The 23,302-nt window shown below is 58.2% G+C and carries 23 protein-coding genes, 1 tRNA gene and 1 pseudogene; 16 read left to right on the top strand and 9 right to left on the bottom strand.

The features are described 5' to 3' along the window. Window positions 1-66 precede the first annotated feature (66 nt). The 3 genes from JOE56_RS00655 to JOE56_RS00645 all read left to right on the top strand — a co-directional run bounded on the left by JOE56_RS00655 (window position 67) and on the right by JOE56_RS00645 (window position 4,021). Window positions 67-1,275 carry a glycosyltransferase gene (locus tag JOE56_RS00655; RefSeq protein ID WP_005884679.1) on the top strand — a complete coding sequence of 403 codons (1,209 nt, stop codon included), beginning with the start codon at window positions 67-69 and terminating at the stop codon, window positions 1,273-1,275. Window positions 1,276-1,286: 11 nt separating this feature from the next. Further along, entirely contained in the window at window positions 1,287-2,681 is a 1,395-nt protein-coding gene (locus JOE56_RS00650; protein ID WP_239530305.1) for an MFS transporter, read from the top strand. 113 nt (window positions 2,682-2,794) lie between these two features. After that, window positions 2,795-4,021 (top strand): EAL domain-containing protein, encoded by a 1,227-nt coding sequence (locus tag JOE56_RS00645; protein WP_204514385.1) that lies wholly within the window; start codon window positions 2,795-2,797, stop codon window positions 4,019-4,021. 10 nt (window positions 4,022-4,031) lie between these two features. Here JOE56_RS00645 and JOE56_RS00640 read toward each other — a convergent pair. After that, window positions 4,032-4,105 (bottom strand) — tRNA-Ile (locus JOE56_RS00640). Between the two features lie 124 nt (window positions 4,106-4,229). Between JOE56_RS00640 and JOE56_RS00635 the strand changes: the two genes are divergently transcribed. Beyond that, window positions 4,230-4,724 (top strand): DUF3145 domain-containing protein, encoded by a 495-nt coding sequence (locus JOE56_RS00635; RefSeq protein ID WP_204514384.1) that lies wholly within the window; start codon window positions 4,230-4,232, stop codon window positions 4,722-4,724. Between the two features lie 105 nt (window positions 4,725-4,829). Here the strand turns inward: JOE56_RS00635 and JOE56_RS11705 are convergent. Continuing rightward, a pseudogene (locus JOE56_RS11705) lies at window positions 4,830-4,922 on the bottom strand (aldolase/citrate lyase family protein); the annotation flags it as partial. Between the two features lie 254 nt (window positions 4,923-5,176). Here JOE56_RS11705 and JOE56_RS00625 point away from each other — a divergent pair. Continuing rightward, the gene (locus tag JOE56_RS00625; protein WP_204514383.1) at window positions 5,177-5,782 is read left to right on the top strand and encodes a hypothetical protein; all 606 of its coding nucleotides are present in this window, start codon (window positions 5,177-5,179) and stop codon (window positions 5,780-5,782) included. Between the two features lie 2 nt (window positions 5,783-5,784). On the opposite strand, the gene JOE56_RS00620 is transcribed toward JOE56_RS00625, so the two are convergent. Both JOE56_RS00620 and JOE56_RS00615 read right to left on the bottom strand, forming a co-directional pair. Continuing rightward, window positions 5,785-6,945: a glycosyltransferase gene (locus JOE56_RS00620; RefSeq protein WP_204514382.1), complete on the bottom strand. Its 1,161-nt coding sequence runs from the start codon at window positions 6,943-6,945 to the stop codon at window positions 5,785-5,787. A 12-nt stretch (window positions 6,946-6,957) separates the two neighbouring features. After that, window positions 6,958-8,166 carry an NAD-dependent epimerase/dehydratase family protein gene (locus tag JOE56_RS00615; protein WP_204514381.1) on the bottom strand — a complete coding sequence of 403 codons (1,209 nt, stop codon included), beginning with the start codon at window positions 8,164-8,166 and terminating at the stop codon, window positions 6,958-6,960. Window positions 8,167-8,338: 172 nt separating this feature from the next. On the opposite strand from JOE56_RS00615, the gene JOE56_RS00610 reads away from it, so the two are divergent. After that, window positions 8,339-9,658 carry a M20/M25/M40 family metallo-hydrolase gene (locus tag JOE56_RS00610; protein WP_204514380.1) on the top strand — a complete coding sequence of 440 codons (1,320 nt, stop codon included), beginning with the start codon at window positions 8,339-8,341 and terminating at the stop codon, window positions 9,656-9,658. Here the strand turns inward: JOE56_RS00610 and JOE56_RS00605 are convergent. Next, complete coding sequence (locus JOE56_RS00605; RefSeq protein WP_204514379.1) at window positions 9,642-10,559, bottom strand: DMT family transporter; 918 nt, start codon at window positions 10,557-10,559, stop codon at window positions 9,642-9,644. The two genes, JOE56_RS00610 and JOE56_RS00605, sit on opposite strands and share 17 nt — an antisense overlap. Before the next feature lie 49 nt (window positions 10,560-10,608). Between JOE56_RS00605 and JOE56_RS00600 the strand changes: the two genes are divergently transcribed. Continuing rightward, on the top strand, window positions 10,609-11,244 hold the full coding sequence (locus JOE56_RS00600) for a histidine phosphatase family protein (protein WP_204514378.1): 636 nt from the start codon (window positions 10,609-10,611) through the stop codon (window positions 11,242-11,244). Window positions 11,245-11,256: 12 nt separating this feature from the next. Here JOE56_RS00600 and JOE56_RS00595 read toward each other — a convergent pair whose 3' ends face one another. Beyond that, the gene (locus JOE56_RS00595) at window positions 11,257-12,081 is read right to left on the bottom strand and encodes an undecaprenyl-diphosphate phosphatase (protein WP_005884699.1); all 825 of its coding nucleotides are present in this window, start codon (window positions 12,079-12,081) and stop codon (window positions 11,257-11,259) included. A 66-nt stretch (window positions 12,082-12,147) separates the two neighbouring features. On the opposite strand from JOE56_RS00595, the gene JOE56_RS00590 reads away from it, so the two are divergent. Next, entirely contained in the window at window positions 12,148-13,044 is an 897-nt protein-coding gene (locus JOE56_RS00590; RefSeq protein WP_204514377.1) for an aldo/keto reductase, read from the top strand. A gap of 25 nt (window positions 13,045-13,069) precedes the next feature. Here JOE56_RS00590 and JOE56_RS00585 read toward each other — a convergent pair whose 3' ends face one another. Further along, window positions 13,070-13,396, bottom strand: a complete 327-nt coding sequence (locus tag JOE56_RS00585) for a hypothetical protein (protein ID WP_005884703.1) — start codon at window positions 13,394-13,396, stop codon at window positions 13,070-13,072. A 37-nt stretch (window positions 13,397-13,433) separates the two neighbouring features. Here JOE56_RS00585 and JOE56_RS00580 point away from each other — a divergent pair, with 37 nt between their 5' ends. Genes JOE56_RS00580 through JOE56_RS00565 form a run of 4 tightly spaced genes read left to right on the top strand, consistent with a single transcriptional unit; the run spans window position 13,434 to window position 16,729 of the window. Next, window positions 13,434-13,997 carry a DUF3090 domain-containing protein gene (locus tag JOE56_RS00580; protein ID WP_204514376.1) on the top strand — a complete coding sequence of 188 codons (564 nt, stop codon included), beginning with the start codon at window positions 13,434-13,436 and terminating at the stop codon, window positions 13,995-13,997. Next, window positions 13,998-14,774, top strand: a complete 777-nt coding sequence (locus tag JOE56_RS00575; RefSeq protein WP_204514375.1) for an SCO1664 family protein — start codon at window positions 13,998-14,000, stop codon at window positions 14,772-14,774. It begins immediately after the preceding gene. 57 nt (window positions 14,775-14,831) lie between these two features. Further along, the gene (mshC, locus tag JOE56_RS00570; protein ID WP_204514374.1) at window positions 14,832-16,067 is read left to right on the top strand and encodes a cysteine--1-D-myo-inosityl 2-amino-2-deoxy-alpha-D-glucopyranoside ligase; all 1,236 of its coding nucleotides are present in this window, start codon (window positions 14,832-14,834) and stop codon (window positions 16,065-16,067) included. Then, window positions 16,064-16,729 carry an HAD family hydrolase gene (locus tag JOE56_RS00565; protein ID WP_204514373.1) on the top strand — a complete coding sequence of 222 codons (666 nt, stop codon included), beginning with the start codon at window positions 16,064-16,066 and terminating at the stop codon, window positions 16,727-16,729. Before mshC ends, JOE56_RS00565 begins: the two co-directional genes overlap by 4 nt. On the opposite strand, the gene JOE56_RS00560 is transcribed toward JOE56_RS00565, so the two are convergent. Further along, entirely contained in the window at window positions 16,680-17,516 is an 837-nt protein-coding gene (locus JOE56_RS00560; RefSeq protein ID WP_204514372.1) for a RecB family exonuclease, read from the bottom strand. The genes JOE56_RS00565 and JOE56_RS00560 overlap by 50 nt on opposite strands. Before the next feature lie 78 nt (window positions 17,517-17,594). Between JOE56_RS00560 and JOE56_RS00555 the strand changes: the two genes are divergently transcribed. From JOE56_RS00555 to arc, 3 genes are read left to right on the top strand one after another with little or no spacing between them, the layout of a single operon-like run. Beyond that, window positions 17,595-18,749 (top strand): site-2 protease family protein, encoded by a 1,155-nt coding sequence (locus JOE56_RS00555; RefSeq protein ID WP_204514371.1) that lies wholly within the window; start codon window positions 17,595-17,597, stop codon window positions 18,747-18,749. Between the two features lie 44 nt (window positions 18,750-18,793). Further along, window positions 18,794-19,810, top strand: a complete 1,017-nt coding sequence (locus tag JOE56_RS00550; RefSeq protein WP_204514370.1) for a class I SAM-dependent methyltransferase — start codon at window positions 18,794-18,796, stop codon at window positions 19,808-19,810. Further along, the gene (gene arc / locus JOE56_RS00545) at window positions 19,807-21,357 is read left to right on the top strand and encodes a proteasome ATPase (protein WP_204514369.1); all 1,551 of its coding nucleotides are present in this window, start codon (window positions 19,807-19,809) and stop codon (window positions 21,355-21,357) included. The genes JOE56_RS00550 and arc overlap by 4 nt, the downstream gene beginning before the upstream one ends. 3 nt (window positions 21,358-21,360) lie before the next feature. On the opposite strand, the gene JOE56_RS00540 is transcribed toward arc, so the two are convergent. Beyond that, window positions 21,361-21,744, bottom strand: a complete 384-nt coding sequence (locus JOE56_RS00540; RefSeq protein ID WP_204514368.1) for a DUF3054 domain-containing protein — start codon at window positions 21,742-21,744, stop codon at window positions 21,361-21,363. A gap of 28 nt (window positions 21,745-21,772) precedes the next feature. Between JOE56_RS00540 and dop the strand changes: the two genes are divergently transcribed. Next, a complete protein-coding gene (dop, locus tag JOE56_RS00535; RefSeq protein ID WP_204514367.1) occupies window positions 21,773-23,302 on the top strand; it encodes a depupylase/deamidase Dop in 1,530 nt (509 codons plus the stop codon).

Here is a 23,302-nt window from a genome sequence, read left to right as displayed (position 1 = left end):
TAACGACACGTCTGACACGTACATTGGACGAACCTCGACCCAAGTGCGGTAGATTGAAATCCGACCATGACGACCGAACTGGGAGTAACACTGAAAGAGCACCACGCCGCTTCAGAGCCCTTGACGATTTGTTTGGCCGCCGAAACCTACGCGCCCGAAGTGAATGGCGCAGCAGTTTTTGCGGAGCGACTCGCCCACGGTTTAGCGAGCAGAGGGCACTCGGTTCACGTCATTTGTCCGTCACCTTCGGGGTACGAACGCAGTGAACGCGCAGGCGATGTGTGGGTTCACTACATCAGGTCCTGGCACTGGCCGTGGCACCCCACATGGATGATCTGCATGCCGTGGTGGGTCAAACCTGCGGTCAAGAACCTGATTGACACGATTAAGCCGGACGTTATTCACACGCAAGCTCACTTTGTGATTGGCCGGTATGCGATCGCTGAAGCAACCGCCCGGAACATCCCGCTGGTGGCCACTAACCACTTCATGCCCAACAACGTGGAACCCTACATCCTTGCCCCTGGCCCGGTCCGTTCGGTCGGAACCCGCATGGCTTGGCGGGATCTGAAGAACCAGTTCGAACAAGCGGACTATCTCACCGTTCCCACCCAGCTCGCCGCCGATCTCCTTACCGAAAACGGCTTCACACGCCACGTCCGCCCAGTGTCGTGCGGAATCGACCTGTCGGAATTCTCGCCCAGCGACGAACCCGCGGGGGACAAGCCACCTTCAGTCCTGTTCGTAGGTCGCCTCTCAAGTGAAAAACACATCGAGGACCTGCTGGCAGCAGTTGCACGCACCTCACCAGAACTGAACCTCCACGCCACGATCATCGGGGCAGGCGAACAACTTCAGGCACTGAAACAACAGGCGCAGGACCTCGGCATTGCGGACCGCGTCAACATTCCCGGCAAAGTCAGCCAAGAACAACTTGTGCAGGCGTACAAAGACGCCACCTTCTTCTGCATGCCGTCCACCGCGGAACTGCAGTCGATCGCCACACTTGAAGCGTTGGCATCCGGCAAGCCCGTTGTCCTCGCCGACGCCGTTGCCCTTCCTCACCTGGTCCGTCACGGCGAGAACGGCTACCTCTTCGAACCTCGCAACGTAGACGAACTCGCAACCGCGTTTACCCGCCTCGCTACGGCAGAGGAGGACGACCTCGGCCGCATGAGCGAAGTCTCCCAGACGATTGCCCGCCAACACGACATCAGCCACACCGTGAGCACATTCGAAGACATATACCGGGCCGTCATCGCACAGAAGTCATGAGCTCAGGTGAGATGACACTTGAGCAGCGCAGACTCCTAGGAGTCGCGCTCGTCCCGTTGCTTTCGGCGTTGCTCAGCGTTTCGATCGTCAACGTGGTTCTGCCGTCCGTGCAGTCGACGATTGGTGCCTCCAACTCTGGTCTCCAGTGGGTGCTTGCGGGGTACACGCTGTCGTTCGGTGTCGTTCTGGTGCCGGCCGGTCGCGCAGGGGACGTTTACGGCCGAGGTCGTTTATTTATCGCCGGTCTGGTCCTGTTTGGTGCGGGTTCGTTGGTCGCAGGGCTCGCCCCAAATACGTTGATATTGAATCTCGCGCGTGTGGGCATGGGGCTGGGCTCCGGCCTTCTGAACCCCCAAACAGTGGGGCTGATCCAACAGTTTTTCACCGGTAAGCAACGTGGCGTTGCTTTCGGTTTGTTTGGTGCAACAGTAGGTGTTTCGGTTGCCATTGGCCCGGTTCTGGGCGGTGTTTTGATCGCATTGTTGGGCCCTGAGTGGGGCTGGCGATCCTCGTTCTTAGTCAACGTACCCATCGTGGTGTTCGCGATCATCTTGGCATTCCTATGGTTCCCACAAGGTGCGTGGCGGGCGCTCAAGTCCGGCGTACCTGACATCGACCCCGTGGGAACAATGATCTTTACCCTGGCAATTCTGCTTGTCATGTTGCCATTCCTTCAGCACGAAAGCGGGCTGGTGTATCTGCTCTTGCCAGTGGGACTCATGATGTTTGCTGCCTGGGCCTTGTGGGAACGCCACTACACCAAACGAGGTCGCCAACCCATGGTAGATTTGGCGCTTTTCCGTACTCCGAGTTTCGCGAACGGAACCTTACTCATCACGCTACAGTTCACTGGAGTGACGAGCGTATGGGTGATCGTTGCAGTATTCCTTCAGCAGGGGCACGACTTCACTGCCTTTGAAGCAGGCATGATCGGACTCCCTGCCGCCGTGTTGTCAATTTTTACCTCTCGCTGGTCGGGCTCACGGGTTTTTACGTACGGTCGCAAACTGGTCGTCATGGGTATCGTGGTGGTGCTTGTGGGACTGATTGGCACGGCTAGCGTCGCACTGCTCAACCGGTCGTTTGATGTGAGCGTGTGGTGGATGATGATTCCGCTGACACTTGTCGGTGGCGCTCAAGGCGTCGTGATTAGCCCCAATCAAACACTTTCCTTAAACGACGTGCCCGTGGCGTACGCGGGTTCAGCGGGAGGTGTCATCCAGGCGGGTCAACGTTTGGGAACCGCAGTTGGCATTGCCAGTATCACCGGCGTCTTCTTTGGGTTTGAACAAGCGCTTGGGTGGGATGGAACCTTTGCGCTGTCCTTTTCCATCATTTCGGTCATTGTTGCATTGGCCGGGTGTGTGGGCGTTTATGACATGGTCAAGGGACGTCGCGCGCGTTAGCAACTAAGCTGTGGAAGAATAAGAACGGTTCCTATGGAAAGATTCTTTGGGAGCCCTGCGCCACAACCTGCGCAAGTCCTACACACTTAAGCAATACTGTGAGGAGACGTTCGGTGGATTCTGACGACCTCGAACATGTGATCCGGCACGGGCTCATTGGCACCAAATTTGAACCCGTCCACGACAACGTCACGGGGTCTCCTGCAGGCTATGTGGTCACTCCGTTCCGTCGCGATATCGACGATTGTGACAGCGATCGCTTACGTGAATCGATCCAGCAGTCTGATCACACAGGTGACTACGACTCATCAATCCGTGGCATCGCGTTGCGTGATGCTGAAAACGCGGGCATTACACAAAACACGCGCCTCTTCTTCTCAGCCGAACCAGAATCCCTCGTCACGCTAGAAGAACGCCCCGACTCGCAAGCGCGCTCCATGATCCTGAAACTCGATCACACAAGTGTGCGCGACAATCCGGCTGCCGTGTTGCGCTCAATCCGCTCGGCCCGTCAGATGGGGTGGGGGATTGGAATTCGCAACGTGGGTCTGGACCTGGAGTCGCTTTCCTTCATCCCGCTCATCAACCCGTCGATTGTGGGCCTTCACCCGGATGTCTTGCGCATCGAAGACCGCGCATACCTCTCCAAACTCACGTGGCTCCTTCAATCCCACATCGAACGCACCTCGGGCGTGATCTTTGCACGCGGCGTCCGCGACGAACGCGACGTGGACCTTGCCGAGCAAATGGGAGTCCGCCTCATCAGCGGACCATTCTTCGGACCGGGAACCGAAACTCCCGAACCTCTCGAAATGGCCGCCGAAGACTACCTGGCAGACCACTACACGCGCAACAAGCAAGTGCAGGGAACCCCGTACTCCATCAGCCAGTCACTGGGGCGCGACCCACTGATTACCTCCCAAGACCTTCTGCTCGAAGAGATCCGGTCTCTGCTTGAGCGAGCTAAACACGCGGGACCGTCCGCGGTTGTCGTGGTAGTTCACTCATCTGATGAGTGTCTGGATCCGACGATTGGTGACCTCATCCGCAGTATCGCTCCCGAGGTGGGAGTCCTGGCGTCCGTGTCAGGGGAGTCGGTCGCGACCACCCTGCCGAACATCATGACAGGGCCGTTAGACTCATCGGATCCGTTGCGCAACGAATACGGAGTGGTCGTGGTGAGCTCAGATTGGTCCGCCATGATTACTGCGCACCGGCTTGCGCGGCCCGGGGCAGAAGGGCGAACCGACTTTGAAACGTACTTCACCACCGACCGTTTTGCGTGCGTGGACGGTGCCCGCGCCGTTCTGAGCCGGCTTGCTTCGCGCAGGAACGTTTAGGCATCAAAAGTGCCCCCGGTCGGACTTGAACCGACGACCAAAGGATTATGAGTCCTCTGCTCTAACCAGCTGAGCTACAGGGGCGCAAAGACAAGATTAGCAAAGCTTACGGCTCAGCCTGTTTTTGTTCGTGCGAGTCGTGCCGTAAACTATGAACTGACCTCCGTTGTGGATCGTAGGGGAAGACGTATTCACAAAGGAGGAAACAATGAATACTCAGGGCGTACTGTTCGTCCACTCTGCACCGCGTGCACTGTGCCCACACATCGAATGGGCAGCAGGCGGTGCTCTTGGCGCTCAAGCTAAGTTTGACTGGTCCGACCAACCGGCGGCACCAGGACTTCTGCGTGCCGAAATCTGCTGGCGTGGCCCAGCCGGTTCAGGTGCCAAGATCGCCTCTGCGCTTCGTGGTTGGGACAACGTTCGCTACGAAGTCACCGAAGAACCGTCAGAAGGTTACGACGGTGGCCGTTGGAGCCACACGCCCGAACTCGGCATCTACCACGCAATCACCGATGCGTTCGGCAACATCGTCGTCCCCGAAGACCGCATCCGGTCAGTCATGGAAATTGCTTCAGGACGCCCCGACCTCTTCGCGGAACGTATGGACGCGCTCCTGGGTCAGGACTGGGACAACGAACTGGAACCATTCCGCCACGCAGGCGAGGGCGCACCAGTTCGCTGGCTGTCCAAGGTGGGCTAATCGCGTAACTGAGCTTATGAACGTGAGTCTCGTGCGCGGATTCGGGCCACCTGCCGCAACAGCGATACTCACCACATGATCGACAGCTGCGACGACCTCGGCGTGGGAAGAATCACCCACGTGCCCCATGTGAGCAGCCAAGTCTGCCGGACCAACAAACAGAGCGTCGACCCCTTCGGTCGCAATGATTTCCTCCACATTGCGTACACCCTGGGTTCGACACCATTGGAACCACGAGGTTCTGTGCACCGAGGTCGAGAACCTGTTTGATCCTCACTTCGTCATTCCACGGAACACGGACAACAGTCATCGCATAGACTATGTGACTGGTATCACTCAGTCGCTCTATCTTAATGTCATTCTCGATGCCGTTGCAGGTCAAAGCGCAAGGCCACAACCGTTCGATATGAGATGATCAGACCCGAAAAACGCACCGTGAACACGGAGGACGCATGTCACATCCCGAGCACCAGCTCACTGAAGTAGCCACTCTCTACATATATGCCCTGGTGCACGACGTCGAATCCGCTTCCGACGCTGACGTCGACGCGGACCTCCACCAACAAATAACCGACCTGCTTACAAAGCAAAAGGCACACGAGCTTGACGCGACACCCATTCTGCAACTCGCCACCGCGGCGAAAATCGTGGTGGGCCGCCCAGGAGCAAAAACTCTCAGCGCAGCGGCATACGACAAGGCGCGGTCGCAGATCGTCGCCTGCATGCCTCGAAGCGGAAACGCAGGCGTGCGCCTGTGGCCACCCACCAGCCAGACCGTGCGCGCTCACCTGGGCGGGGGCGCATGGAACGACGCACTCCACGCCGTTGGGATTCCTACCGCAAAAACCGGGCGAGCTCGGGGAAGTAGCAGGTTTAGTCACGACGACTTCCGCAAGGCCATGACCGACTTCAGCAAAGCCAGTGACAACCGTTCGTATAAGGCATACGAAGAATGGGTCAAAGCAGAGCGAGCCCAAGGGCGGGAGCGCCCTGCAGGAGCTACAGTGCGTAACACGTTCGGCACGTGGAGCGAAGCCATGCGCCTGGCCGCGGAATGAACCTACGACCGCAACCGGCCCACCAGCGACTTGGGCGCATACCGGTGCAAATCAATCGCGGATTCATAAAAGCCCACTAAGGCCTCAGTTGCAGTTCGCCAACCCCACTCCTGAGCCTGCTCGCGACCAGCACGCGCCATCTTCTCCCGCAGTGAGCGGTTGTCCAACAGCAACGAAATCTTGTGGGCCGCCTCGGCGGAATTCCCCGGCTCAAACAGAAAGCCCGTACGCTCGTCAGCAACTGCGTACGGAATCCCCCCGGCACGTGCCCCCACCACTGGCACACCGGACGCCAACGACTCAAGTGCCACGAGCCCCAACGTCTCGGTTGTCGACGGGAACACAAACGCATCCGCACTCGCGTACGCCGCCGCCAGATCCTGGCCCGACATGTAGCCAGTGAAAACCGTGTTCGTCCCTGCGAACATCGCCTCCAACTGCGCCTTGTGCGGCCCTGACCCCACCATAGCTAGTCGCGTGTTCGCCGGCAGGTGTTCCAGCATGCCTCGGCACACGTCGAGGTCCTTTTCCTTGGACAGTCTTCCCACATACAACACCAGCGGGTCGTCAGGGTTGCCACCCGTGAGCCGCTCACGCATGCTGTGCGAATAATTCTCAGGCGAGTACGTCTGCGTGTCGACCGCCCGCGGCCACAACCCAACGTTGCGAATGCCCGCCTCTTGTGCGCGCTTCACCATGGGGCCGGACGTACATAGGTTCACCTCGGCACGGTTGTGCATGTACCGCACCCAGCGCGTAGACGTGTCGGTGATCCATTCGAGCCCCAAGCGGGTGGCGTACTCTGGAACATCAGTGTGGAACGACGCGAGCAGTGGCAGATTGCGTCGTGTGGCCGCCATGGTTCCCCATGCGGCCAGCCACACCGGATTCACCGCGTGAACCACGTGCGGTTCGAACCGTTCCATAGTGGTTGCGATCCGCTCCGTGGGCAACCCGAGTTTGAGCTCGGGATACCACGGCTTAAACGAAATCGACCGGACGGGTTCTACCCGGAACCCCGCATAACGTGCAGGCGGGTGTCCCGGAGCGAACACGACCGCCTCGTGCCCCATGTCGCGAAGCTGGTCCAAAGTGCCCAGCAACCGCGTGACTACACCGTCGATTTTTGGAAGAAAAACCTCGGTGAATATTGCGATCCGCATGACCCGTGACAGTTAGCCGACTACAGGAGCGTCGGTGGGCACTCCGGCGGACTGATTGTTGGTCCACAGCGACCGGGCTGGAATCTTCGACATATCAGCGCGGTCTGCGTAACGTTTGGCGGTTTCTTCAACCTCCAGCAGAAGGCCTTCTGACAACGTGGTGGGCTCCAAGCCGAGGTCTAAGAACGTGTCGTTCTTGACGTGCAAGTCGTTCTCGGCGGACTCGTGGCGCGGGTTGTTCACCAGCTCCATGCGGGCGTCGGTAATCGAGCAAATGAGCTTGGCGAGGTCGCGCACGCGGTGCGTTTCGGTCATCTGGTTGAAGATTTTGACGCGATCGCCAGATGCCGGTGGGTTGTTGACTGCGATTTCAATGCAACGCACGGTGTCTTGGATGTGGATGAATGCGCGCGTCTGGCCCCCGGTTCCGTGGACCGTGAGCGGGTAGCCGACGGCCGCTTGCATGAGGAACCGGTTGAGGACGGTTCCGTAGTCTCCGTCGTAGTCGAACCGGTTGATGAGACGTTCGTCGCTACGCGTTTCTTCCGTATTGGTGCCCCACACAATTCCCTGGTGGAGGTCGGTGATACGCAGTGCGTCGTTCTTGGCGTAGTACGCGAACAAGTGCTGATCCAGAACCTTGGTCATGTGGTAGATGGAGCCAGGGTTCGTGGGGTAGAGGATCTGCTGGTGAACGTTCTCACCGGTCTCTTCGTTGGGTACCTCCACATCGAGGTAACCTTCCGGGATCTTCATGCCGGCGGTTCCGTAACCGTACACGCCCATGGTTCCCAGGTGTACCAGGTGGATGTCCAGACCCGATTCGACAATCGCGGTGAGCAAATTGTTGGTGGCGTTCACGTTGTTGTCCACCGTGTAACGCTTGTTTTCAGGTCGCTTCATGGAATAAGGAGCGGACCGCTGTTGTGCAAAGTGAATGACCGTGTCCGGCGCAAACTCAACCAGCGTCTCCAGCAGCTGATCCGGCTGGGTTGCCATGTTGAAGTTGCGGAACTGAAGCTTGTTGCCAGAGGTTTCTTCCCACGCGTCGATGCGTTCCTCAATCGAAGCAATAGGGGTGAGGGACTGTGCTCCGAGTTCATCGTCAATTCTGCGACGAGACAGATTGTCCACAATCATGACGTCGTGGCCACGCTGAGACAGGTGCAAAACAGTGGGCCAGCCACAGAAGCCGTCTCCACCGAAAACGATAATCTTCACTCGGATTCTCCTTTGGCAAAATACGCGTTCTTTCAGCTTAGCCTTTGTGTCCTTGTGTCATCGCTGGTGACAGGTGAACTGGGGTGAAGAGAACATGAAGTTTGTTCAAACCACGAACACATCAACGTGGTTGGCGTTACGCTCCTACACTGATTTGGTGAAAGGAGTTTTTATGAGCGCGTTAGACAAAGTGTGCGATGAGGCGGCGTCAGAGGTCGTGCAGCTGTGCCAGGACCTGATCCGTTTTGACACCCAGAACTGGGGCGAAGGAAAGGCGAACCCTGAACGCATTGCCGCGGACTATATTGCCGAAAAGCTCGCCGAGGTGGGCGTCGAGTCCCAGATTTTCGAGTCCGCTCCTGGGCGGGCCAACCTGTTTGCGAGGATCCCGGGGAAGAACCCGGACCGCCCGGCGTTGGTTGTCCACGGCCACACAGACGTTGTTCCGGCTGACGCGTCCGAATGGAGCGTCGACCCGTTCGAAGCGGTCATTAAAGACGGGTGCGTGTGGGGTCGCGGTGCGGTTGACATGAAGGATATGGACGCCATGATCGTTGCCGGTGTTCGCGCTCTGGTGCGTAACAACGTTCAGCCGGACCGCGATCTGATCATCGCGTTCTTCGCTGATGAAGAAGCTGGTTCCACTTACGGTTCGCACTGGGTTGTGAAGAACCACCCCGAGGTGTTTGAAGGTGCCTCTGAAGCCATCTCCGAGGTGGGTGGATACTCGGTTGATATTCGCGGGCAGCGTGCGTACTTAGTACAAACTGCCGAGAAGGGAATGGAGTGGGTCCGCCTGACAGCCCACGGTAATGCGGGGCACGGTTCGCAGATTAACAACGACAACCCGGTGGTGAAGTTGGCGGCCGCAGTGGCCCGTATCGGTGAGCACGAGTGGCCTACCGAACCCCCTGCCGCAACCCGTGAACTTCTTGCTGGTGTATCCGAACTGACAGGCATTGAGAACACGGAAGCTAACCGCGACAAGCTTCTTGCAGAGCTGGGCTCAGCTTTGAAGTTCGTTGGGGCGACCTTCAAGACCACAGCAAACCCTACTGCGCTTGACGCTGGGTACAAGCACAATGTGATTCCTGGTCAGGCATCGGCACTCATCGACTGCCGTCCTTTGCCCGGGCGCAACGAAGACGCACTTTTGACCTTGAAGGAACTGGCTGGACCCGATGTTGTGGTCGAGCAAGTCATTTCGGGTGTGTCGCTTGAAACACCGTTTGAGGGTGACTTGGTCGATCGGATGAAAGAGGCGGTTGAAGCCGAAGATCCTGGCGCCACGGTCTTGCCGTACACGCTGTCTGGTGGAACCGACAACAAGGCATTGTCCGAACTTGGCATTACGGGCTATGGCTTTGCGCCGCTCAAACTGACAGGCGATTTGGACTTCCCAGCCATGTTCCACGGTGTCGACGAGCGTGTTCCCCTGGAAGCCTTGGACTTCGGCGCACGTACTCTTGTGAGGTTTATGGTTTCGGCTTAGTCCGTGCAGTAGACACGACCAGACTGCCGGTAGTCACCAAACCCAGCGACAGCAGGGTAAGCGGGCTTAAGGCAGTTTGGGCGTGTCCCGTCGCAATATCGATGACCACCGATGCCGTCATATTCCCAAGAAGGGTAATGATGGTCATGGTGAGCACACCTAAACCCTGGACCACAAACGCCGACATCCCGATCACAAAGACACCCAGGATCCCGCCGGTGAGCATCCACATTTCGTGCGTCCGCGGCAGAGCAGTCCACGAATAACCAATCGACACTAGCGCGATTGAAAACAGACCCAAGTACGACGTACCCACCGCGAAGTTAATAAACGTCGCCGCCAGGGTGGATCCACTAATGACTCGGATACGCCCGTTGACCGCCTGCTGAAGCGCAACCAAGGTGCCCACTCCAAAGGGAAAGAGGGGCCACCACCACGCGAACCCCAAAGACGCTGAACCGGTCGCAGAGGCAGCGACTCCGGCCATGACAATGAGCACGCCCGCGACTCGCTGGACGGTAATCTTCTTCTTCCCGCCAGGAGGAATTCGGGTGGCATCGACCAGCAGACCACCCACCAACTGACCCGCAGTAATGGAAGTCGTAAAAATCGTCACCCCAATGACAGGGACCGAGACTGCTTGCGAGATGACCACGGTGCCACCTGCGACACCACCCAAGAACAACCAAAAGGGAACCAAACCCGAGAACAGGTAACCCACAACGGTGACGACACCTCGGCGGGCAGAACGACTACACGCCGTGATGATCGAGATCAGAACTAAACCGATCGAGAACGACGCCGTAGCGGCCAAAACGCCGATTCCCACTTTCGAGGCCAAAGCACCGTTGACTAAGCCCTGCACAGCGATCGTTGCACCGACCATGAACGCGCCGCTCACGGCCAACCAACTGTTGCCCCTCACTGTGTAACCTCCGTAGTCTTAAGCCATGGTGACGATCATACTGTTGCGCCACGGTGAAAGCACAGCGAACGTGCAACGCGTTCTTGCTGGTCGCCTTGCGGGTGTTGAGCTCACTGACCGAGGTCGTGAGCAGGTGGCCAAGGTAGCTCAAGAACTCCCGCGCATCGATGTGATCCGGCACTCTACGATCGACCGGTGCGTGGACACTGCACGTATTGTTGCTTCAAACCGCACAAGCGCCCAGAGCAGTGACGTCACTCTTGAAGCAGACAGCCGGTTCGACGAAGTCGACTACGGCGAATGGTCCGGTCTAGCTCTCGATGATCTGCGCACACGCGCACACTGGGAGCGGGTCCAGCAGTCACCCCACACATTCGAGTTCCCCGGCGGTGAAGCGATGACCCACGTCTTTAACCGGGCCGTGGACGGACTCACGTCACTCATCAACGACCTCGGGCCGGGACAAACTGGACTCATCGTGTCCCACGGCGATGTCATAAAAGCGATGGTCGCTCATGCGGTCGGCGCGGGACTGAGTAACTTTCAACGCTTTGGGGTGCAGCCTGCCCAGTTTTGCGTGCTTCATGTACAGGGACAGGCGATGACGCTGAGCCTGGGCGGAAGCAGAATACCTGGCACCACTTTGGGTGGCGAGTGCTAAAAGCACGCGCGTTTAAGCGCTCAGAACTCCTGTGCCCAACAGGACGAAGATCAGGATACCCAAGGCCACGCGGTACCACACGAACACTGCGAACGACTTGGTCTGAATGAACTTGAGGAATCCAACGATCACCGCGTAACCCACGCCAAAGCTCACGATCGTCGCAACGGCCGTGGGGCCCCATCCCAAGGTGAGCGGTTCGTTGGCAGCCTTGGCCAGCGAGTACAGACCGGAGGCCATCACTGCTGGGATCGCAAGCAAGAACGAATAGCGAGCGGCAGCTTCACGCGTAAAGCCCATGAAACGCCCGGCCATGATCGTTCCACCCGAACGCGACACGCCGGGAATGAGCGCCAACGCTTGGGCGCCACCGTAGAGCAAACCCTGTCCCCAGGACATTTTGTCGAGCGTGTACTCCTTGCGACCCACGCGGTCGGCAAGGCCCAACAGCAGACCAAAGATGATGAGCATACTGCCCACGATCCACAGGCTTCGGAACGTCGTCTCGATCATGTCCTGGAACAGAAGGCCCAGCACGCCAATTGGGATAGACCCGATGATGACGAGCCAGCCCAGGCGAACGTCGGGGTCACGTCGGTCGTGCTTGCCAACCAGGGCTTTGAACCACTTGGAAATAATCCGAACGATGTCTTTCCAGAAGTACACCAGAACAGCCGTTTCAGTACCGATCTGGATGATCGCAGTGAAGAAGGCGCCCGGTTCGCGACCCGGCATGAGGAACTCGCCCACAATACGCAAGTGCGCGGACGAGGAGATGGGTAGGAACTCCGTGAGTCCCTGCACGATTCCCATAATGATGGCGACGAGCCAGTCCATGAACACCCCTTTTCTTACACGACCAGGCGTTACACTACTCCGAAAATTCCGGTAACCTCAACACTTATGTTGCACAACCGTGTTGGTCAGTCTGGTTTCACTGTTTCGGACCTCACTCTTGGGACGTTTGAGTGGGGGAGCAGGGTCGATCAGGAAACGGCATTCGAGCTCATGTCAGCCTACGTTGATGCTGGTGGGACGCTGCTTGAACTGTCTGCGTGTACGTCGAGCGCCCACGCACTTGTCGGTTCCATGAAAGTTCCCTCCACGTTGCGTGTGGCTGCTCGTGTCGGGATCGAGTCGATCGGTGGCGAACTGCAGATCAGTAACTCCCGCGCCGTCATCACGGAGCAGGTTACACGGCTGCGCCAAACTCTGGGCCGTGACTGCGTGGACCTGGTGATCGTAGACGCCTTCGATCCGCACACGCCGCTGACTGAAACGGCGCTGACCTTGCGTGACCTACAAGCCCGAGGTGAGATCGGCTATGTTGCTGTTGCTCACCACACAGCATGGCAGGTCGCGCTCATGCGCGCCGAGGTGGACGTTGTGTGCGCGTTTACGGAACTTTCGTTGGTGAACCGTTCGGCTGAAGACGACATTGTGCCGGCGTGCGATTACATGGGTATGGGCGTTATCGCCGGGGCTGCCCTGGGGCGCGGTGTTCTCACGGGCCGGTACGCAACGGGAACGCCTGCAGATTCCCGCGCAGCCCACGATCTGCGACAGTACGTTGGCGCATACCTGGGACCGGATTACGAGCCGATTCTCAAAGGGGTGAGCAAAGCGGCCGAGGCGCTGGGCGTGCGACCCGTCGATATTGCGTTGGCGTGGAACCGTGGACTGGGCGTGTCCAGCTCGATCGTGGCCCCACGGACGGTTCGACAGTTAACGGAGCTACTGGAGTCCGATCTAGTTCTGGAACCAGAAATTCGGGACGCGCTTTCGCAGATTTCGAGCTAAGCGACTACCGCCGAGCGACTACAGGTCAGCGGCGGTCGTCCTCGTCGTCATCCTCATCGTCCTCGTCGTAGTCGTCGTCATCATCGTCGAGGTCGTCATCGAAGTCGTCCATGTCATACGCGTTGTCGTCATCGGCGATTGCGTCTTCGATGTCGTCGAACAGTTCAAGCGGAGTGACTTCGTCGAATGCGTTGTACAAGGCGTCTTCGTACACTTCAAAAGCGTCGGCGAGCGCCATGTACGTGGCCTCGACGCGGGCGTCGGTGTCAGAGGTGCGGTGCGCTGCGGCAGAGAAGTGTGCGCGGACTGCTGAGAGGAACTCTTCTAATGCAACTTCCGGTTCGAGGCTCATGACTCCATCTTATACGCGAAAACGGTAGGCTAGGAATATGTCCGGCCACGTATTTGAGCACGATTCTCCCGACCGTTTCATTCCCGGCACAGTCGGCATGCCCGGGGGTCGTACTTTTTATCTCCAAGCGGTTTCCGACTCCACCATCACCTCGGTCTTGCTTGAAAAAGAGCAGGTGGAGATGCTCGGGGAGCGCATCAACGAACTTCTTGACACGGTGCGTTCCAAAAGCGTGGGCGAAAGTAACATCCCGGTTTCTGCGCTTCCGGACTACGTGGATAATTCAGGACTGACAATGCCGGTGGATGCGGAATTCCGGGTTGGCACTATGAGCCTGGGATGGGATACGCGTATTCACCGTCTGGTGGTCGAATGCTTCGAACTCTCGGAAGCAGACCGCGAAGCAGGGATTAGCGCGGAACCTCACGAAGACACCGAGCGTGACGTTCTGCGTGTCACCTTGGATGCTGTCCAGGCTCGTGAGTTTGCCCGGCACGCCGAACTCGTTGTGAACGCCGGCCGTGCCGACTGCCCGTTCTGTTCACTTCCGTTGGATCCCGAGGGCCACGTGTGTCCGCGCGCAAACGGGGTCGCTCGCTGAGTGAGCGCCCAACAAGATATCGCCACGTGGCCGGCCACGATCCTGGGTCTGATTCCCGAGGCGAGTAACGACACGTACCTCATCGTGCTCACCCCGCCCACGGGAGCGGCACTGAAAGCGGTCTATAAACCCAGCCAGGGTGAGGCGTTCTTGCAGGATTTTTCTGAGCTCGCCCGACGCGAAGTCGCCGCCTACCGGTTGAGCCACCTGAGCGGTCTCAGCTGTGTTCCCGAAACCATCATGCGCTCGGATCTGCCTCACGGCCCCGGATCGGTTCAGCTGTTTGTAGATTCGGCAGGGGATGATCCGGTTGTCGACGCGTGGCCCAGTGACCACGTGCCTGATAACGTTGCACCGGTTTTTAGGGGGTACAACACTGACGGCGCCGAGGTCGTTGTGGGCCACGCTTTACGCGACCGCCTTTTCGACATCGCTGTGTTCGATGTTATGGCCAATAACGCCGACCGTAAAGGAAGCCACGTGATAGACGGGTATCTGCCAGGTGAGCAGGAAGCGACTCTATGGGCTATCGACAACGGTCTGAGCTTCCACCCCGAACCCAAACTCCGCACAGTCCTATGGGGTTTCGCTGGAACCCGGCTGGCACCTCGGCATCTTCAGGCGTGCGAACGCACGCTGGAACTTACCGCGGAAGACTTGGGAACAACCCAAACCGAAACACACGCGTTGCACGAACGAGCACGCGCTTTGTTGTCCGCCGGGACGTTTCCGTATCCGCCGGTTAACCGCACGCCGATTCCCTGGCCACCCCTCTAAAATCTCTAAAAAACTTGCGGGTGAGCACGGAGTTCGATCGAACGTTATGCTGGCTGTGTGAAATCTTGGACGCCACCACATGTTCCTGCCCTCGTGCGATCATGCGATCCACCTACCGTGTACTGCACAAGCGCGCGAGGACCACTACGCAAGTTGGTTCGTGGAGACGAAGCCAAACTGTACGTATGCGGAATTACCCCGTACGACGCCACCCACTTGGGCCACGCATCCACGTACGTCGCCTTCGACATTCTTCACCGAATGTGGATCGACGCGGGATACACCGTCACCTACGTGCAAAACATCACCGACGTTGACGACCCACTGTTGGAACGTGCCCAGGCGACAGGAGTTGACTGGCAAGAACTCGCACGCGAACAGATCGACCTCTTCCGCACAGACATGGAAGCATTGCGGGTTATTCCGCCCACGCACTACATCGGTGCAGTCGAAGCCATGGACTTGGTTGCGCGCAGTGTTGTGGAACTGCTTGACAAGGGTTTCGCATACAGCTTGGACAACGGAGACGTGTACTTCAGGGTCGATTCAAAGTACACGCCACCTTTCGGGTCAGTGTCGCATTATGACGAAGCCACCATGGCCAAATACTTCGCCGAACGCGGGGGAGACCCTGATGTTCCAGGAAAAGAAAACCCACTAGACCCACTGCTGTGGCGCGCAAAACGCGAAGGCGAACCGTCGTGGAACCCGGACGGACTGCCAGCCGGACGCCCAGGGTGGCACATCGAATGTACCGCTATCGCTCAGGAGTACGCGGGCCTGCCGCTGCACGTTCAAGGTGGGGGCAACGACCTAGTGTTTCCGCACCACGAAATGGGTGCGGCTCACGCTGCCGCGTGGTTAGACACCCCACTTTCGCATTCGTACATGCACACCGGAATGGTGGGATACGAAGGCGAAAAAATGAGCAAGTCGCTGGGCAACCTGGTGCTGGTGTCACAGCTGCGCAAACAGGGTGTTGACCCCATGGCGATTCGACTCACGATTCTGGACCACCACTACCGGTCCGACTGGATGTACGACGACGCCGCCCTGGCAAAAGCGACCGAACGCTTAGAACAGTGGAAGCGCGCCGCCGAATGCGGTAGCCACGTGGTCTCGAAGGACGTTATCCGGGAGCTCCGCGAATGCTTGGCCGATGACCTGGACACCCCCACCGCGCTTTCCCTCATCGACGACTGGGCGGCGGCACGCGACCAGAACACGTCAGAAAGCGAATCGGAGGCCGTCGTGAAAGCGATCGATGCGTTGCTAGGAATCAAACTGGTATGAGCCTCAACTACGACGCTGTTTTGTGGGACATGGACGGAACGCTTGTCGACACTGAGCCGTACTGGATGGCTGCCGAGACTGAACTCATGGCGGTTCATGGACTCGAATGGACGCATGAACAAGCGATGCTCATGGTGGGCAATGAACTCACCACATCGGCCGACATCATGCGGTCATTCGGGTTGCCACTTGCCACCGACGAGGTCGTACAGACGCTCTTGCGCGGTGTTATCGAACGGGTACGCGAACGTATCCCGTTCAGGCCGGGGGCACAAGAACTGATCGCTTCACTTGCGGACGCGCACGTACCCATGGCACTTGTGACCATGTCGTACCGCCCGCTGGCTCAGGCAGTGGTCGACGGACTGCCGGAAGGCACTTTCCGAACGCTGATTACGGGCGACGAGGTCACCAAAGGGAAACCAGACCCGGAGCCTTATCTGACGGGTGCCTCGGCTCTCGATGTGGCACCCTCTGCGTGTATCGCGTTGGAAGATTCGGTACCGGGAATGGCCAGCGCCATCGCAGCGGGCACGTTGACTGTGGGCATCCCAAATCACGTGCCCTTGGAAGAACAGCCCGGAGCCGTTCTAGTGCAAACATTAGACGGGCTTAACGCGCAGTCCTTGGGAAATCTGGTTCAACCACTGCAACGTTCGTAATCTGGGGAGCTTCAGGTGCTTCATTGCCCCAAGCCGGGCACATGGTTTTGAAATAGCACCAGTTGCACAACGGTGACTTTTTAGGGCGCCAGTTGCCCGACTCAGCGCAGTCGGTGATGTCGTTCCAGACATCTGCAACTTGAAAAAACGTGCGCTCGATGTCCTGCATAGTGGGCTTGAGTTCTTTCACATGCCCGGAACCTAGATACATGAGTTGAAGTGTGTGAACGATCTCACCGGTGAGCATGTAGTGGACAAGCGCGTAGAAGCGCATTTGAAAATCGGCTTCCCCAGAGTACTGCGGTTTTGGAGCTTTGCCAGTTTTGTAGTCCACCAGACGTACCTCACCGCCAGACGCGCGGTCGACTCGGTCGATAAATCCGCGCAACTTCAAGCCGCCCGGGAGTTCTGTTTGCACGAACTTTTCCCGAGCGTCAGGTTCGAGGTTTTGGGGGAGTTCTAGCGTGAAATAGGCGCGGACAAGCGACGCGGCCTCCGTAAAAAGTTTGTCGCGGTCAGTTTGCTCAGGGAAAAGCTCTGAAACGTCGGAATTTTTCTGCGCAAGTGAGGCATACGTGGGCTCGATGAGAGTGTTAGCGTGATCGAGCGTGCGTTTATGTGGCTGCACATCGAATAGCTGTTCAAGAACCGCGTGAACAAGAGTTCCTTTAAACGCGACTGCCGACGGCGGTTCTGGAATCTTGTCCACGCTTCGCAAGCGAAACTTCAGGGGACACGACACAAAATCGTTTGCCCGCGAGGGGGAAAGCGCAATGAGTTCAGCCATAAAACCACAATAACCACATCGAGCCACGCAGGTCTGAAATAGCACGCCCAGCGACCGTTGGGCCGTTAGGATAAAGCCATGCCACACGCCAAACAACAGGGAGCATCGAACGGCCTGATCATCGGCCGTTTTTTGGGCACCCCAATTATTCTGGCGTGGTCGTGGTTCGTAGCCGCAGCCGTCATCACCATGCTGTTCACGCCGTGGGTGCGTCACTTTAGCCCCGACTTGGGAATCGGTGCATGGTTTGTCGCGTTCACCTATGCGGTTCTGCTGTTTAGTTCAGTGTTCCTACACGAACTCGCACACGCGATTGCAGGAACGCTCACTGGGCAGAAGGTCGCTGCGATCGAACTCAACATTTGGGGTGGGTTCACGCGTTTTGAACCTCGCACAGACGACAACTCGTCCAGGGCCGCCACGCACAGTTTCATCATTTCGATCGTTGGCCCCTTTGTGAACATCGGGTTGGCTGCGCTGGGCTGGTGGGGAATGACTTCAACCCAGCAGGGCTCGGTCGTGTGGCTTTTGCTCTTGGCATTTACTTTCGCAAATGCAGCACTCGGTTTCATCAACCTCCTCCCCGGAATCCCTTTGGATGGAGGTTGGGCCCTCCAAGCTCTCATCTGGCGCATCACGAGGTCTCAGTTCACCGGCACCATCATGGCCGCACTCATCGGTCGGGTCATCGCAGTGCTCTTCATCGTGGGTGCGTTCGTGGGACCCCTGATCGCAGGCCGGAAACCGGACATTGTCACCATTATTTGGACCTCGGCGATTGCCATCATGCTGTGGTTCTCCGCTGCTGACGCTGCCAAACACGCGCAACGCGCACGGCGCATGGAAACCTACGACCTGAAGAAAGTCATCCAACCTGCAATCGCGGCTTCTTGGAACGCCAGCATCGATGCCACCCTGGAATATGCAGATTCGGTCGCCGGTCCGTCCACCATTGTGGTGATCCTCAACGAACGGGGACTGCCGTACGGACTGCTCGACCGTCACGCCGCAACGCAAGCGATCGTGACCAAGAACGCCTCCGATGACCTGGTACACAGCTACGCCCACCCGCTGGGCGGATGGATCGGTGTTCCGGGGGACATTACCGCTCCACACTTGCTGGAGTCACTCACGCACCGCCCCAAAGCACAATTTTGCCTCGTCATGAAAGACAGCACACTCACCGGTGTTATTGACCTCCAGGAGTTCTTCGACGAATTGCTCCACGTATAGAACAGCTCAGCGGTCGCTTGCTAGGACACGCTAGAGTTGATGGGGTGACTTCAGAACAAGCAACAGGAGCCCAAGACCGCCGGGGAAACTTACGTGCCGGCGACAAAGTGCAATTGACCGACCCCAAAGGTCGGCTCCACACCATAATGTTGCAACCGGGCCATGTTTTCCACACTCATAAGGGCCAACTTTTTCACGACGACCTGATTGGCCAGCCAGAAGGTACGGTCATCGCCAACACGGCAGGCGTCGACTACCAGGTAGTCCGCCCTGTGTATGAGGACTTTGTGCTGTCGATGCCTCGCGGTGCAGCGGTAATCTACCCTAAAGACGCAGCACTCATTGTCACCCTTGGTGACATCTTCCCAGGTGCCACTGTGGTTGAAGCCGGAGTGGGCTCTGGTGCCCTCACGTTGGCTCTTTTGCGCGCCGTGGGAGACTCCGGCGTGGTTCACAGTTTTGAACGTCGCGAAGAGTTCGCTCAAATCGCCCAGGGAAATATCGAAGACTTTTTCGCCGGTTCCCACCCAGCATGGAAACTCAGCATTGGCGACCTCGCCCACGAATTGCCCAATGCTTACCAAGCCGGAGAAGTCGACCGGATTGTCTTGGACATGCTCGCACCGTGGGAGTGTATCGACGCGGTTTCGCACGCTTTGCGCCCTGGAGGTGTAGTCGTGTGTTACGTGGCCACGGTGCCACAGGTGTCGCGCACGGTGGAGGCTCTGAAAGAAAGCGGCCTCTACACCGAACCGCGAGCGCTCGAGAGCACAGTGCGTGATTGGCACGTAGAAGGGCTGGCCGTTCGCCCTGAGCACCGCATGATCGGGCACACGGGATTCCTGGTATTTGCGCGCCGTCTGGCACCTGGCACTACGCCGCTTGAAAAGAAGAAGCGCCCGCAGGGACAACAGCCGTCCCAAGAAGACATTGACGCGTGGCAGTCTGGCGAAGTGACCGACGAGGCGCTGGGAATCCCTAACACTACTGGTAAGAAGCTCCGCAGAGCCGCACGAGAAGCGGGAAAGCGAGCCGGGATTATTGGTCAGGAGGAATCATGACAGAAGCTGAATTGCCCAAGGTACGCAAGGAGCTTGCGGGGCTGCGCCAGCAACTGTTCAACGCTGCGCAACGAAATGAAGCCCTGACGAAGACCCTGCGCCAAGCGCGTGACGAGCTTGAACGTATCCGCGCAGAAGCGAACGCTCTCACCGAACCGCCCAATTCATACGCCACGGTGGTTCAGGCCGTCCCCGGTGAGAACCTTCGGTGTGACGTTCACTATGCCGGCCGCAAAATGCGGGTGGCGGTAGCGCCCGAGGTGGTTGCCGATGATCTGCAACCCGGGCGGACCGTGTTGCTGTCTGAAGGGCTCGTGGTTCTCAAAGCGCTGGATTTCCACGCCGCCGGAACCGTTGTCGCCGTACGCGAAGTTCTGGGCGACCGTGTCCTGGTGGGCGGGGTGAACGACGAAGAACAGATCTACACGCTGGCCACCCCGCTGCGCGAGATCACGATCCGTCCCGGGGACCACCTGCTGGTGGACTCAAAAACGCAATTCGCGTTCGAACAGATTGAGAAGCCCGAGTCGAACCAGTTGCTACTGGAAACCGTTCCGGATATTTCATACAGCGACATTGGAGGATTGGACCACCAGATCGAAGAGATCCAGGACGCTGTTGAACTGCCGTTTGAACACCCGGAGCTCTACACGGAACACGGGCTCAAACCGCCTAAGGGAATTCTGCTGTACGGGCCCCCTGGGTGCGGTAAAACCCTCATTGCAAAGGCCGTGGCAAACTCCTTGGCCAAGCGCCGGAAAGATACCTCCACCCGCTCGTACTTCCTGAACATCAAGGGGCCAGAGCTCCTGGATAAGTTCGTGGGTGAAACCGAACGTCAGCTCCGCCAGATTTTCGCTCGGGCGCGAGAAAAAGCAACTGCAGGGTCGCCGGTCGTGGTGTTCTTCGACGAAATGGAATCGCTCTTCCGCACCCGCGGAACGGGTAAGTCCTCCGACGTCGAAACCACGGTTGTTCCTCAGCTATTGGCCGAAATCGACGGTGTTGAAAAGCTCGAAAACGTCATCGTGGTGGGTGCGTCGAACCGCGAAGACCTCATCGACCCAGCGATCCTTCGTCCAGGGCGTCTCGACGTCAAAATCCGTATCGAGCGTCCTGACGAAAACGGCGCGAGGGATATTTTCAGCAAGTATCTGACTCCCGATCTGCCCATTCACACGGTAGACACGACGGCTCAGGACGCCGTGAACGATCTCATAGACCGGTGCGTAGAAACCATGTACGCGCGCACAGATGAAAACCGATTCGTCGAAGTGACCTACGTGTCTGGGAAGAAAGAGACGTTGTTCTTTGGTGACTTCATCTCCGGTGCCATGATTTCCAACGTGGTCGACCGCGCCAAGAAACACGCAATTAAGTCGCTGTTGTCAACGGGCGAACGCGGTATCACGTGGGAGCACCTCCACACGGCTATTCGCGAAGAATTCCGTGAACACGAAGACCTGCCCAACACGTCGAACCCCGACGAGTGGGCGCGGGTTTCCGGAAAGAAAGGTGAGCGGATCACTCACATGTCGATGTTCTGATACCTACCGGCCGCTTTTCCCCGCGAGTTGGCTGGCCAGCAAACGCCAGCCAACCAAGGTGAAAAGGTTGACGCCCGAGGCGACCAGAATGAACGGGCCGGCGGTGCCTTCGCCCAGAATGATCCGGATGATCATTCCCACCAAGACCGTTGTCGCCCAGATCCCTACGCCCGTGCGAAGTGGCGCAAGAGGAGCAGTCCACACAGCGTTGGCCAACCAAGCGATCGCGAGCGCTGCCATAAACGGCCACGCGGTGCGCAGAATCCCAGAGAACTCCAGGTTCTGGGCGTGTGTGTAGTAGCCCACGACGGCAAAAAGACACACGAGCACGGCATCGGTGACTAGGGTGATAAGAAGATGAGACGTTGATTTTCGTGACACGCTCATAGTGTAGTTGCGAGCCAGGGAGGTTCACGTGATTAGTGTTCGGCGTGTAATGGGTGCCGAGACCGAGTTCGGTGTCTGGCAACCGGGTAACCCCAAAGCCAACCCCATGCGCGATTCGGCGCGCGTGGTCGATGCGTACGCACAACCTCGGGGTTTGAAATCTAGCCAGAACTTCTGGGACTTCTCCGCCGAAAGCCCCCTTGCCGACGCCCGTGGCTTTCTCATGAGCGTCGACGACGCGCACATTTCCCAACTCACGCATCTGCCGGAGTCACAACCTGAAGCGCAGTACCTGGCAAATGTGGTGACTGAAAACGGGGCGCGACTCTACGTCGACCATGCGCACCCGGAGTATTCGAGCCCCGAAAGCCTGTATCCGCGAGACGTGGTGCTCTATGACCGGGCGGGTGACCTTGTAGCGCTTGAAGCGGTGCGCAATCTGGCCACCAGCGACCAGCCGGTGAACCTGTACAAGAACAACACCGACTCAAAAGGCGCCTCCTACGGAACCCACGAAAACTACCTGGTGGACCGGGCTGTTGAGTTCGACGCGATCGTCGAAGGACTCACCCCGTTCTTCGTCACTCGTCAGATCCTGTGCGGATCTGGCCGAGTGGGTATCGGGCAGTCTGCGTCAGTCCCCGGATTCCAAATCTCCTCACGCGCCGACTTCTTCGAAGAGCGCGTGGGACTGGAGACGACCTTGCGCAGGCCCATTATTAACACGCGCGACGAACCACACGCTGAACCCGGGCTATATCGACGTCTGCACGTCATCATTGGTGATGCGACGCTGGCGGAACCCGCCACCCTGGTGCGCTTTGGTGCCACGTCTTTGGTACTTGCGCTGATCGAACGTGGCCTGGCACCTCAGATCTTGTTGAAAGACCCAGTTGAGGCGCTTTACACGGTCTCGCACGACCTCGGGCTGTCTGCCGGCCTTCCGCTGGAAGGCGGGGGAGAGATGACGGCGTTGGAAATCCAACGCACGTACCTGGACGCGGTGAAGGCTCACATGGATCCTGACTGTGAGGCCACCGCCGAGGTCGTCGCTGAGTGGGAGCGGTTCCTTGAGGGCCTTGCGTCCGACCCGTTGTCCTTGGCTGATTCGATCGACTGGGTTGCGAAATACCAGTTGCTCCAGGGTTATGTGCGTAAACAGAACCTGCCGTGGGATCACCCCAAGCTCCAGCTCATCGACGTGCAGTACCACGATGTGCGCCCGGAGAAAGGGTTGTTTTACAAACTCGAAGCATCGGGCAGGATCCGTCGCCTAACCACGCCCGAGGCCGTTGAACGTGCGGTGACGAACCCGCCCGAAGATACCCGTGCGTGGCTACGTGGAACCTTGGTGTCACGTTTTGGTGACTTTGTTGAATCGGCAAGCTGGGACACGATCGTGCTCAACCTGGGGCATGACTACGTACGCATTCCCATGCGCTACCCAGAACTGGGTACGCGAGAGCTCGCGGAAAAGGCACTTGCTGACGTGACTGACGCCCAGTCGCTGTTCACAGCGCTCTCACTTATTAAACTGTCAGACAACGAAAGGGAATGA

Origin of the sequence: Brevibacterium paucivorans (assembly GCF_016907735.1) — a bacterium.
GTDB classification, from domain to species: domain Bacteria; phylum Actinomycetota; class Actinomycetes; order Actinomycetales; family Brevibacteriaceae; genus Brevibacterium; species Brevibacterium paucivorans.
This window is presented reverse-complemented; position numbering and strand designations above follow the sequence as displayed.

Excerpts from the sequence above, each read along its gene's own strand:
- JOE56_RS00635 (WP_204514384.1), top strand. The coding sequence starts at position 4,230 with ATGAATACTCAGGGCGTACTGTTCGTCCACTCTGCACCGCGTGCACTG.
- JOE56_RS00610 (WP_204514380.1), top strand. The coding sequence starts at position 8,339 with ATGAGCGCGTTAGACAAAGTGTGCGATGAGGCGGCGTCAGAGGTCGTG.
- JOE56_RS00580 (WP_204514376.1), top strand. The coding sequence starts at position 13,434 with ATGTCCGGCCACGTATTTGAGCACGATTCTCCCGACCGTTTCATTCCC.
- JOE56_RS00560 (WP_204514372.1), bottom strand. The coding sequence starts at position 17,516 with ATGGCTGAACTCATTGCGCTTTCCCCCTCGCGGGCAAACGATTTTGTG.
- JOE56_RS00585 (WP_005884703.1), bottom strand. The coding sequence starts at position 13,396 with ATGAGCCTCGAACCGGAAGTTGCATTAGAAGAGTTCCTCTCAGCAGTC.
- JOE56_RS00600 (WP_204514378.1), top strand. The coding sequence starts at position 10,609 with ATGGTGACGATCATACTGTTGCGCCACGGTGAAAGCACAGCGAACGTG.
- JOE56_RS00565 (WP_204514373.1), top strand. The coding sequence starts at position 16,064 with ATGAGCCTCAACTACGACGCTGTTTTGTGGGACATGGACGGAACGCTT.
- JOE56_RS00595 (WP_005884699.1), bottom strand. The coding sequence starts at position 12,081 with ATGGACTGGCTCGTCGCCATCATTATGGGAATCGTGCAGGGACTCACG.
- JOE56_RS00625 (WP_204514383.1), top strand. The coding sequence starts at position 5,177 with ATGTCACATCCCGAGCACCAGCTCACTGAAGTAGCCACTCTCTACATA.
- arc (WP_204514369.1), top strand. The coding sequence starts at position 19,807 with ATGACAGAAGCTGAATTGCCCAAGGTACGCAAGGAGCTTGCGGGGCTG.
- JOE56_RS00650 (WP_239530305.1), top strand. The coding sequence starts at position 1,287 with ATGACACTTGAGCAGCGCAGACTCCTAGGAGTCGCGCTCGTCCCGTTG.
- JOE56_RS00590 (WP_204514377.1), top strand. The coding sequence starts at position 12,148 with ATGTTGCACAACCGTGTTGGTCAGTCTGGTTTCACTGTTTCGGACCTC.
- JOE56_RS00655 (WP_005884679.1), top strand. The coding sequence starts at position 67 with ATGACGACCGAACTGGGAGTAACACTGAAAGAGCACCACGCCGCTTCA.
- JOE56_RS00540 (WP_204514368.1), bottom strand. The coding sequence starts at position 21,744 with ATGAGCGTGTCACGAAAATCAACGTCTCATCTTCTTATCACCCTAGTC.
- JOE56_RS00555 (WP_204514371.1), top strand. The coding sequence starts at position 17,595 with ATGCCACACGCCAAACAACAGGGAGCATCGAACGGCCTGATCATCGGC.
- JOE56_RS00620 (WP_204514382.1), bottom strand. The coding sequence starts at position 6,945 with ATGCGGATCGCAATATTCACCGAGGTTTTTCTTCCAAAAATCGACGGT.